The organism is Sulfitobacter sp. TMED3 (assembly GCF_002167505.1).
In the GTDB taxonomy this organism is placed as follows: domain Bacteria; phylum Pseudomonadota; class Alphaproteobacteria; order Rhodobacterales; family Rhodobacteraceae; genus Sulfitobacter; species Sulfitobacter pontiacus.
Genome location: NZ_NHBI01000016.1, coordinates 1 through 11,498, shown reverse-complemented (window position 1 = coordinate 11,498; position 11,498 = coordinate 1). Strand labels below are relative to the sequence as shown.

General features: G+C 56.3%; 8 protein-coding genes and 2 pseudogenes. 3 read left to right on the top strand and 7 right to left on the bottom strand.

The features are described from left to right. A pseudogene (locus CBB63_RS04805) lies at positions 1-322 on the top strand (amino acid permease); the annotation flags it as partial. 73 nt (positions 323-395) lie between these two features. Here the strand turns inward: CBB63_RS04805 and CBB63_RS04800 are convergent. The 3 genes from CBB63_RS04800 to istA all read right to left on the bottom strand — a co-directional run bounded on the left by CBB63_RS04800 (position 396) and on the right by istA (position 3,869). Continuing rightward, positions 396-1,112, bottom strand: coding sequence for an ion channel (locus CBB63_RS04800; RefSeq protein WP_161487394.1), 717 nt, complete (start codon positions 1,110-1,112; stop codon positions 396-398). Positions 1,113-1,641: 529 nt separating this feature from the next. Then, on the bottom strand, positions 1,642-2,373 hold the full coding sequence (gene istB, locus CBB63_RS04795) for an IS21-like element helper ATPase IstB (RefSeq protein ID WP_108485421.1): 732 nt from the start codon (positions 2,371-2,373) through the stop codon (positions 1,642-1,644). Further along, entirely contained in the window at positions 2,370-3,869 is a 1,500-nt protein-coding gene (istA, locus tag CBB63_RS04790; RefSeq protein WP_286698338.1) for an IS21 family transposase, read from the bottom strand. Before istA ends, istB begins: the two co-directional genes overlap by 4 nt. Before the next feature lie 165 nt (positions 3,870-4,034). Between istA and CBB63_RS04785 the strand changes: the two are divergent. Then, positions 4,035-4,145: pseudogene (locus CBB63_RS04785) on the top strand (DUF1403 family protein); the annotation flags it as partial. Continuing rightward, positions 4,142-4,756: an SMC-Scp complex subunit ScpB gene (gene scpB / locus CBB63_RS04780; protein WP_286698337.1), complete on the top strand. Its 615-nt coding sequence runs from the start codon at positions 4,142-4,144 to the stop codon at positions 4,754-4,756. The pseudogene CBB63_RS04785 and the gene scpB, both read left to right, overlap by 4 nt. On the opposite strand, the gene CBB63_RS04775 is transcribed toward scpB, so the two are convergent. The 4 genes from CBB63_RS04775 to CBB63_RS04760 form a co-directional block, all read right to left on the bottom strand. Beyond that, positions 4,753-7,983: a DEAD/DEAH box helicase gene (locus tag CBB63_RS04775; protein ID WP_286698336.1), complete on the bottom strand. Its 3,231-nt coding sequence runs from the start codon at positions 7,981-7,983 to the stop codon at positions 4,753-4,755. The genes scpB and CBB63_RS04775 overlap by 4 nt on opposite strands. A gap of 61 nt (positions 7,984-8,044) precedes the next feature. Then, a complete protein-coding gene (locus CBB63_RS04770; protein ID WP_201721928.1) occupies positions 8,045-8,698 on the bottom strand; it encodes a hypothetical protein in 654 nt (217 codons plus the stop codon). A 293-nt stretch (positions 8,699-8,991) separates the two neighbouring features. Further along, positions 8,992-10,512: a Fic family protein gene (locus CBB63_RS04765; RefSeq protein WP_009827239.1), complete on the bottom strand. Its 1,521-nt coding sequence runs from the start codon at positions 10,510-10,512 to the stop codon at positions 8,992-8,994. Positions 10,513-11,228: 716 nt separating this feature from the next. Continuing rightward, the coding region (locus CBB63_RS04760; protein ID WP_286698335.1) for a hypothetical protein at positions 11,229-11,498 on the bottom strand (270 nt) is incomplete at its 5' end.

Below are 11,498 nucleotides of genomic sequence, written 5' to 3'. Positions count from 1 at the left end.
GGTGGTGATCGCCTCTATCCTTGCGGTGTTTTTTGATCTGACCCGGATCGCGTCATTGGGGGCTTTCTTTTATCTGATCATGGACATGATCGTCCATTGGGGCGTCTTGCGCTTCATGCGAAAAGAGGTTGAAGCGAAAGCATTTGTCATCGTCTTGGCCTTGTTGTTTGACGCTGTGGTGCTGGTGGCCTTTACAGCTATGAAGCTGCAATCCGATCCGCTCATTGTTGTGTACGCTGTGATTGCGATCACATCAGTCTTTGTGTTCCAACGGATTTATCTGTCGCGCTGGACTGCACCACGACCCAGCGAAGACCACTAAAACACTTCTCGAAAGTGCTATAGCCCTCCTGAAAAAGGCGCGTTCGGCTAGCAGGTGTCGGGTATGCCCTTTTTCATTTTTTCGGTTTGTCAGGCTCGGCGCAGGGGGGCCAATCCCAAAGCCGGTTCATCATCGCGAAAAGATATGCACCTGACCACGCGATCAGCAACAGTCCGGTCAAGGCCTCGACGCCCGTCAGAAGACGCAGGTGATCTGTCGGGAAAATATCGCCAAGACCAAGGGACGTATAGCTGACGACGGAAAAATAAAAATAATCCAGAACGGTATCAACGCTCTCACCGGAAAAGCCGCCGATGCTCAAAAGCTGGTGACCGACGCCAAACATGCCTGCAAAGACAACTATTCCGGCGAAATGCGCGAAAAACAGGATCAGTACGGCCATCATGACACGATTGAACGGCTCCAAAGGTATCTTTGCCATGCCAACCGATACCCACCGCATGACCGCAAGATGTATCCAACTACTCGAAACGATGGCGATAACTGCAAGAATTAGTGAAAAAAGCAAAGAGACGCTCCTGATTGGATGAACTTGCCAGTATCCAAAAGTAGCCGTATCAGGTCGGCTTCTTGCGCGCGCTGATCGCGGTGCCAAAGCTCTGAAGTCCGCCGTCACCACGAACAATCCCGCGCGGTTGCGCCGGGTGGATTTGACCTTGCATCTCTTGGCAGCGCTGGAGATCGGGAATCTGGGGTCGCTCACATCTGGGAACGGGCGCGAAAGGTTGATGGCACTTGCCGCGGTTGGTGTCGGCGTGACCCGTCCCATTGTGGGCGCTACCCTCATTCTGAGAGGAAACTATTGGGCGGTTCGGGGGTTACGCCGCGCCTTTCCGCAGCATGGTCGGGTGATTGAACGGATGCGTGCTCTGTCGAATGACCTCGACCAGCGGCTTCCGGGACGGCGGGAAACAGAACATCTGCCGGAACAGGAAGAACATAGAACGAGCAAGTCGAGAGCGTCAGAAAGCGCTCTACGAGCAGCCCGGCAGGCCATCTCCGAGCTTGGATCTGGGGCAGATCGTCAAGCGCTTCTGGCGCGGGCCGATGCAATTTGGAGGTGCTCAGATGCGGTCAAATCCTGAAGCACCGGGCCTGTGGATATACTGCAATTAAGGGTACAAAAATGCCCAAAATGACCCTGAATCCGCAGATTCTGATTAATTAGGGNTGTCAATGAGCGTTTAAAAGTGACCCGGTTTCAGCGTTTGATTTTGACCCGCCTATTGGGTGCCAAAGCCCCCAGGCGGACCGCCCTCATATAGCGAGTCCGTCTGGGGGCTTTGCTTGCGATGCGGCTATTTTTCTCTGCGACTTTTGCTCTGAGCGAAGCGATATGACGTGTTGCCCGTTTCGATGATGGCACAGTGGTGCGTGACGCGATCCAAGAGCGCAGTTGTCATCTTGGCATCACCGAAGACAGCGACCCATTCCCCGAACTCCAAGTTGGTGGTGATGATGACGCTGGTTTTCTCGTAGAGCTTGCTGATCAGGTGGAACAGCAACGCGCCGCCGGATTTCGGGAACGGGATGTAGCCCAACTCGTCGATGATGACGCAATCCAGAGCCGACAGCTGCCGGATGATCTTCCCGGCATTGCCGTCGGCCTGTTCCTTGATCAGAGCATTGATCAGATCGACCGCGTTGAAGAAGCGGACCTTCTTGCCGTTGTTGATCAATGTGGTTCCAAGCGCGATGGCGATGTGAGTTTTGCCTGTCCCGGTTCCGCCGACCAGGATAAGGTTGTGCGCCTCTTCAGTGAACTGACCCGAGCAGAAGGGTTCGATCTGGGCCTTACTCACCGCGGCCGCGCCGTAATCGAAGGTGGCGAAGTCCTTATGATGGGGGAACTTCGCGATGCGCATTTGATACTGGATGGAACGCACCCGCCGCTCTACGGTTTCCGCGTCGATCAGTTGCTTTATCGCTGTGGTCAGACTTGGTGGCTTGCGCGCGGACAGCAAATCATGGGCGCAAGCTGCCATTCCATGCAGCCTCAAGGCGGTCAGTTGGTCGATGAGAGCGTTCATGCGGCAGCCTCCTCGGCCGAGCAGAGCGCCTCATAGCGCTTGCAGTCGGCCTCGGGCCGCACGGTCAGCTGCGGATAGACATTGCCCTCATTCAACGGCGTGATGATTGGCTCCACCAACTGGTTGATCAGATTAGTGATGGCAGGAAGGCGCAACGTGTTTTGTTCAACTGCCAATTCGCAGGCCGTCTCCACCACCTCGATTCCGTGGTCCTGGGCCAGTAGAAGCAGATCGACGAACTCCCGGTCCCCGCCTTTGCCAGCCATGTAATGCTCCCTGATCCGATGCATGGCCTCAGGCAGTTGCCAGTCCACAAAAGGGGCGCCGTCGCGCAGAGCGCCGGGCTTGCGATCCAGTAGAGGAACATAATGCCAAGGTTCAAAGTAGCTGACGTTGCGGGTGAAGCGACGCTTGTGCTCGGCAATAACGTCCTGGCCTGACACCAGCACGATCCGGCTCGCATAGGCGCGCAAGGAGACATGCTGGCCTGCAAACCGGGAAGGCACGCTATAGCGATTGCTGGCATATTGAACCAGGCAGGTGGAACGGACCCGCACCGTCTTTTCCACATAACCATCAAAAGCCCGCCCCAGGGGGCGCAGCTCGGCGCGCTCATCTTCAAAAACCTCCGCAATCGTGCGGGACGATTGTTCAGTGTGGGCGCGGCTTGCCAATTCCTCGCAGCGCAGACGCAACCAGTTGTTCAGCCCATCCAGATCATCAAAAGCTGGCATGGGAACAAACAATCGGCCTCGTAAAAAATGGACCTGGTTCTCCACCTGACCTTTCTCCCAACCCGACGCGGGGGTGCAGGCAACCGGCTCCATTACATAGTGGTTCATCAATGCCAGGAACCGAGGATGGAACACTCGGTCCTTCGAGCGGGAGACATAGGTCACCATCGTTTTGGGATTGTCGATGATCACCCGTCGCGGAACCCCGCCGTAGAAGGACAGCGCCCGTACAAAGGCATCCAACACCATTTCTTGGCTCTCGCCGGGATAGGCTACGACAAAAGGTTTGCGACTATGGCACAGGCGGAAGTGAGCAACCTTTACCTTCTGCTCGACACCACCGAGAACCACGCGCTCTTCACTCCAGTCAAACTGGAGCGCATCACCAGCAGCAAAATGCAGGGGGATAAACGCCTCTCCCGATCCAGCATCGGCACGTTTGAGGTCTCGGATAAATCGCTGAACCGGAGAATAGGACCCAGTATNCCCTTCCGAGACGAGCTGTTCGTAAAGCTTCGTGGCCGTCCGCCGCTCCCGGCGCGGGCGCTTGTGATCCTGCTCGAAAAGCTCTTGGAGCCGCGCGTCAAATCCATCGCACAGCTTATGCCGGGCCGGTGGCGCTTGCCGCTGATAGCTCGGTGGACTGTCGTCCTTCAGATACTTCTTCACCGTGTTCCGCGACAAACCGGTTGCCCGCGCCACAGATCGGATGCTGCGACCCTCAACCAATATCCAACGACGGATCTTCGATACACTTTCCATCAATATCACCTGCTCATTCCTCCGCGCTATCCAGCGCGGATGCTAACGTGGCAGGTGGGTCAATTTTACTCGCTCATAACCCACCCAAGTGGGTCAATTTCGCATGCCGATTCACAAATTAGGGTACAGTGACAGTTGTCACCACTTGTTCGCGGCACGTCGATCTCCATGACAGATCGTGCCGCGCGGCGGTTCTGCGACCGGCTGGTCGAGCTGGGCGTGGCGCGAGAACTGACCGGGCGGCCTACTTTCCGGCTCTATGGGATCGCGCCATGATGACGGCAACGAGGAAACGGCAACCGGCGGATGAAAGCGGCGCCGTTTTTGACCGCGAGCTCGAGGACCTGCCGCAGGAGTTGCGCTGGCGCGAATGGATGGGCCGGGTCGAAGCGGTGCTCTTCGCCAGTGCCTCACCGGTANGTCGCGAAGATCTGGCCCGCGTGGTGGGGCAGGGGGCCTCCGTGGAGATGCTGATCGAGGACATCCAGGCCGAGCTGACGGGTCGTCCTTACGAACTGGCCCAAGTGGCTGGCGGTTGGATGTTCCGCACGCGACCGCAGTTTGCCGATGCGATCAAGACCACCGCCGACCTTGGTGACCAGTCCCTCGCCTTTACCGAGATGGAGATGGGGGTGCTCTGCGCCATTGCCTATCACCAGCCGATCGACCGCGCCGGGCTGGCCGACATCTTCGGCAAGGAGGTCAGTCGCGATCTTCTGGCCCGGCTGCGGTACAAGGACTTGATCGCCAGCGGGCCCCGGTCGCCGCGGCCCGGGGCGCCGCATACCTTCGTGACGACGGAGACGTTTCTGGTGACGTTCGATCTGCAGAGCCTGCGGGATCTGCCGGAATTGGAAATTGTCGAGCCGTCCAATCTTGCTGATTAGATGAGGTCGTCCAGATCTCTATTGTTTAGTTCGCTATCAGAAGCGGACTCCACGCGTGCTTCCAATGCCTCTTGAGATTCACTAACCGCAGCCGGTTTGAGATAGGGTACGATTTCTGCGAAATGTCGATGGACTTCATGCCGCGACCATTTGGCTGACCACATAAGTGACCCAAACGCGGCCATCTCAGCATTTGAAAATCCCCGCCTTACGCAACGATTGGCAAACACCATCGCTGTACACGGTTCTGTCTTTTCCGCCGAATGCACGTTGACATGACCCTGAAGGATTTGAAGCGGCGCCCCCATGAGATGGGCGAGATCAGGAACAAGTCTAATCACGAACTTTCGAGCACTCGTAGAGCGCTTCTTGTCGCGTGTTTTGTCAGAAAGCCGCTTTTGAATTTTCTTGAGCGGCGCACCGTTCATCCAGTCCTTCAAGGCCGCGCGAAGCTTCGGAAGTGAGTAGGATGCACGCGATTGATCATCCTTTAGCTTCTTGATTTCCGTTCCGAAGAGATACTCCAGGGTCTCCAACTTGACCAAGCGAACCAGGTACTCCGGTTTAACCATCAGCCACTCGAACACCCAATCGCACAAGCTTTCGACGGTTTTGAAGTTTCTAAAACCGTGCTTGCTGAGAGCCTTTGACATGTCGTCCAGAATATCCTCCGGCAGCCCCAACATGGATGCGGTGTTGCGCAAAGACAATTTCTCAACGGCTAGGTCTCCATCATCGCTCTTCAGAAGTGAAAGTGCTGCGGCAGTTCTGCTTTCAACCCAGTCTTCGTCCGCATCTTGACGTTTACGATAAGCCGCGAAGCTCCTCGCGAGGCCAAGTCGTATGTCAACTTTTCCATCGTCGCCATGATCAGTTTCTGCCAAGCGCGCGACGACGTAACGCTCCAAGTCACCGATTTCAGTTGCGCTATTGTGGATACGGTCCATTAGGGCCGTAAATGGATCGTCCAGCACCAAACACTGATCGGTTTGGCCAAATATGTCTCGCAGCCTACTCCATCTTGACCCGATCTTGTTCTCAGCATCGTCCAGGCCGACGACCTGTCCGGGGATGACTAGAACGATACCGGTTGCGCTTTCGCCTGCCCGGCCGGCACGACCGGCTGCGTTTAGCAGGTCCTCTGGGCCCAGGAGGTCTTTTCGACCGGAAGAGGCGTCGAATTGGCTGTCTTCTGCTATGATGACCAAATCGGCAGGCAAGTTCATACCTTGACCGAGCGTCGGGGTCGCTGCGAGCACGGCCAACGCCCCCTTTCGCTTATACAGCGCCTCCACTAGCTGGCGTTCCTCAGGAAGCAATTGTCCATGGTGCGTCGCAGCCTGGGATGCCAATTTTCCGCCCACAAGAGTCAAGTACAGCTGATCAGCACCACCCATTTCATCGACGGAAATCTCATACAGACGCTGCTCAGTTTCAGTCAGTTCGACACTACATTCATCAAGCGCTGCCCCGGCCTTTTCTGATATAGAAAAGGCATTCGGTATGGATTGAGAAAAGACGAGAGTTCGTAGCCCTGCTCCAGCGGCTGCAGCAGCGACTGAAGATGCAACGACACCGGAGTTGGGCGTCACTTTCCAGAACTTGTTTGTCGAAAGCTGAAGTGTTTCGTTCAAGAGTGGTACAAGAGCATAGTCGCGGCGAACCTGTGACGCCCATGTCTGCTTCACGCTGAAGAACGCGTTTGGTTTTGCCGTCAGCTTGCGCTTTACCGCAGCAGGAACCCCCGCAGTGGAGCTTTTTGCGCGAGCATTCCGCAAGAGTTTTCGCAGGTCAGCAAGTCTCTTTTCATCGTAAACGACGCATCCCCTTAGTTGCCGGGTTGGTTTCCATGCATTGTCGAGAGCAAGAGAGTTTCTACCTGTCAGCTCCGCCAGCCAACCGCTCAGTTCATATGTGTTCTTCATCATAGCCGACATCAGGACGATATCGGCGTCCGGTACAACGCGGGTAAACCCCAAGATGCATAGCATCGCGTCGATTGCTCTCCGGTCTCCGTCAGTGCTCGGATGCATCAGATGACATTCATCGAAGATCAAAAGACCGACGTCATCAAACCGCTCTGGTTCCATATGACTGGTAAGGAGACAGGCTTCTGGAGTCATCACCATGACGTCCGGCAACTCGTCGCTATCCCCAGAAAACCCGAATTCGTCCATACGTTCACCGCGAACGGTTGCCCGCGGAAATGCACCGCGCAGGTCCCGTGCTGTCTGATCAACGAGAGCGTGCGTAGGAGCTAGGAATACCGCCTTGCGCCCGGATAACAAAGTTGCATGAATTTTGAGTTGTGCGGTCGTCGACTTCCCGGCTCCAGTGGGGAACCCTATCGCAGCAGATGTGCCAATCTTGAGGTACCCTTGGGCGACGGCGTCCTTGTGATTACGCCACAGATACGGGCGCGTCTCGGCAACCGTTTTCATGGCCTCGGTCCAACGATCCTCAGGTACGCCATCCGGAGGCGGTAGGTTAACGACGGCGCTTTCCATCAGGGCGGAGCCTGCAGCGATCAAGAGACTGGCCAAATGGAACGGTCCGGGAAAGACAGCGATTGCACCTTCGGGGAATGTATCCTCCAGATCTGATGCGCCGGCGGCGAGCGACTTTACTTCAGAGAAGACTGCAATTGGATCGACCATCCCCCTCACTCGACGCCCTTGCAGCACGAAGGCCAAGGCTCGCACACCTCGCAAGAGTCGATAGTAGAGCGCTGCATTGGCTCGCTCGCCACCGGTACCCGAGACGAGTCGGTCTTGGGGCGGTCGCTTTCGATTCCGAATACGACCAACTTGTCCTTTTGCGAGCATGATCAAGTGAAGAATCAGTTCCGACTGCAGCCAATCGCCGCTCGGGATGCGGATAGAGTCTGCCACCTCAGCAGCATCAGCCGATGCCCCGGCTACCAAGAACAGGAGCATTGCCGAAACATCCGGACTGATCGTATTCGGCGATACAAATGAAACTGGCTGGTCCGAGTCCCGTAGAGCGATCGCTTGATGAACCAACTGATAAGCCGTTGCGGCAACAAAGCCTGCCGCTGCCCGGTTTTCTCTATCGGGATTAATGGCTACCAATGCTTCATTGGTCTGCGCCAACCGGCGTGCAAATCGAATTGTGTCCTCGAGAAGCTCTTCCCCATTTTCACTCTCGCGAAGCAGTACCCTTGCCGATACGATCTCGGCGAAAGCACGTGCAAGTCGGTCAGGCAAACCTTCGCGGTCCAGGTCGGGCAAGTCTGGGGTGGACCTGATGAGTTCGGACGTTGCGGGATCATACATTGGCTGCCGCCTCGGCACTGTCGATCTTGACGAGCGCTTTCTCCGCTACACAATCTATCCAGTCGCGAACGTCTTCCAAAACTAAGGTTTCGGCGCGCCGGCGTGCTACGTCACCCAGTACAGACTTCTCATACCCTTTGAACAAGCCCTTGCGTCCCTTTGCCGATGCATATTTGCCACCAACGGTCACCGCCACGCGGTATGCCCGTTTTTCATTCCATAGAATATCGGCAACAGTCCCGTCGGGGTCTGGGTCTCTGGATACCTCAAGTAGCGAAGTTACCGACGCAATGAGTTCGTTGTCTCGTCCGCCTGTTTCAAACTGCTCAAACTCCGGCCAGACCTTTGATTTAACTTGGTTCCGAGGGTTCTTGGTCGCCTTCTCTTCGCAGATGACAACATGGGCAATGCCGTCGCTGTCGAACTCAATAATGAGGCCATCCAACCCTTTGTCCGCTTTAATCATCTGTGGAGCCCGTATGAGAGCCTCATCGTCGAAACGGTGAGCGGCGATCCACGCAATGACCTGAAAAACCCAACCATCCCGATGGTAGGTCTTGTCGCCAGTGCCGACGGTCAAAAGCTTTCGCGCACCTTCGAAACCGCCTTTGGGATAGCGCGCGGGCAAATCGCCTGTGGCGCGCAATATGCGCTCCACTGTTCGCGACTGACCTATTGCGACGCGGGCCAGGAGCTCAGCAAGCTGGTCCTCGTCCTCAATCGTCCAAGTGGAGCCCGACCAACAATCTTTCTGCCGTATTGGGGTTAGGGTTACTGGCATGAGCTAGACGCGCAACTCAGCGATGTCGATCAGGCTTGGCGTCTTAACGGTAGCTGCAGAATGAGTGTTTCTCATCGTCGGACTCGCTCAAATGTAGAACTTGAATGGCTGGCGTTCGGCGTCATTGGCGCTTCCCATGACCAGAACATATTTATTTGTCATTGCGCTGCCCTTGTCTCGGCCAGAAAAGCTGCAAACGGTCGAATATCTTCCCTCACGCTCGCTGTCTCTAAAGCGGCCATGTAAGCCGCGCGCTGTTCGAGCTTGATGACTGTCCATGGTTGCCCGGCAGCGGCCATCATGACGTTCATCAGAAAGCGCGCTATTCGACCGTTCCCGTCCAGGAACGGATGGATAAATACGAAGATGAAATGTCCAAGGACGATCCGAACAGTCGGGTCATCTTCCGCCTTGAGTAGGTCGAAGAAGACCGGCATGCAGTCTCGAACTGCCTCAGGACTCATTGGGACATGCTGGGATTGCCGAATGTACACAGGGGACGATCGGTAGCCTGCAAGTTGAGAGGCCTTCAGGATGCCCGCTGTGACAGACGGTGCGAATAGGTTGCGATACCAATCACTCAGATCGCGCTCAACAACCTCACCCGCGTCAGCACCTTCCAGAACTGCCCGAATGCTTTCCTTCACTCTCTGAAATGCTTCCCAATATCCACGCGCTGCAAGGGCGTCTTTCAGCGCTCGGTCTTGCTCATCTGTTTCTGGGTTCCAGGTCCCCGAACGCACTTTGTCAATCAGTTCCGGCGAGACACGATAGCCCTCAATGGAGAGCGAATGATACGCATCCGTGACATAGATTTCGTCGATCTGCTTGAGATAGGCGTCGATGTCATTGGTGATGGGTTGGGCCTTTGGAAAGAGATCAATAACATCGTCGCGCATGCTCTCCCACTTCAAGCGGATGCGATGCACGTGGGGCGAGGTGATCCGCCCGGCGTTTGGCACAAGAATCGACTGCTCAAAGGGGTTGATCTCGCGAACGTCATGCGAAGCGGCTTTCATCGCCGCAAGGATTTCGTCTGCGACCTTTTCGGACCCGATGCTTCTAAAAGCACCAGCAAGCCTGCCGGCCGCTCGCGTGTGCCCCCCGTCCAACAGCTTGCCAAGCAGCCGTGAGGCATCCGGCATCATAGCAAGCACAGTGCGCGCTTCTGTCGGATGGTTTTGGAAGAAGACCTCGGGAACGAGGATTAGGGCATCCTCGACGGAGAATAGGCGTAAATTGTCGACGATTTCGAGCGCCTCATCTGACGCGATCGTTGCGCGCGTCTCAAAAAGCGACGTGTTGTGGGGCAGATCGGTCTTAGAGTTTCCGCCCTTGACCGCTCTTACCAATAGCTGAGCAGGAACTGTCGTGTTTCCAGCATGTATGATGAGGGACTGTTCAGGAGACAGAGACCAGTCAGTGCCAAACCGATCTGACAGGTATTGTGCGCAGAATCCCCAAAACGATGTGTACCATGCTGTGCTCTCACCGGCGTTTTCATCGGGGCGTGATGGGATGTACCAGCCCTTCATGACTTCCTTCAGGAAGCCTGCCTTCAGCAGCCGTTCGCGGTGAGTGCGTGACATGTCTTTGGAGCGAATGGCAATCGAACCACCAGACTGTAGTGTCTCGAGCTCTTCCAAGGAGCTTGCAAGCTTCTCTGCGGCACTCGGCATAATTATTCGGCTCCGTTCGAGATTTAGGTTTTAGCGTCGTACATGATTTAGGTGTATGTGTCGAACGATCTTTAGGGTTTTGTGATGCGCAAATCTTAGGTTTTAGTGTTATTGGCCCCTCCTGCCCTTTGGTCAGGACCGCGCCCTACTCGGTCGGCTGCGCGCAGCCGCCCTCCCCGAGCTGAAACGCCGCCTCTCCCTGCGACGTGCCGCTGGCCGCGCCGTCTCCTCCGGAGCCAGCCCGACCAGCCGTCGCACGGTCGTGGTAACGCTTCATCTCGGCCATTCGGTAACGGTCGCTGGGGCGGGCGTGTGACATCAGTGATCACGTACCTCGCGTCTCGGCCGCTGTTGGTCCTCGCTTTGCCGGACACGCAGCTCCGCGCCGCGATCATGGGTCGCAAACGATGTCCGACGACCGCCGGATTGCATTGACCGAAGCTGGCAGAAGGCCGGTGATGGTCGTGCTGTGCAAACCCAAGCTATCGGGTTGCCGTAGAGGGTCAGTTCGAAATCCCGGTGATCCGAACAGGTTGTCGAAGCTTCGACGTTCTCCATGCTGCGCTTCAAGACAACACACATCGGGTTGCCACGGAAACCAGCCGTCGTGGCACGTGAGGCAGGGACAGCAAAGCTCTGACTGGTCGGGATTCGGATCGGGGCAAGAGGACAGAGAAGACATCGCCCGCCCTGCAGCGCCTCCCTCGGCCGTTCCCCTACCTTCCTTCGCCGCCACCGCTCTTCTCCTTTTGTCTGAGTTGCATGACATGCTGGTCGCAGCTGTCGCCCCGTCCACAAAGGTTGTCGCCGATCTTTTTCCCTTGCCCCTGCGGGCCATTCCTCGCGGAGCAAAAAGACCGGCGCCTGCCCCTCTCCGCTGCGCTCCGCCTGCGGTGTGGCCGGGCCTTGGCCAGCTGCAAGGTGACCATCATTGCAACGCAAACAAGGAGAAGAGCAATGACCACGAACTGCATCAAATTCACCAG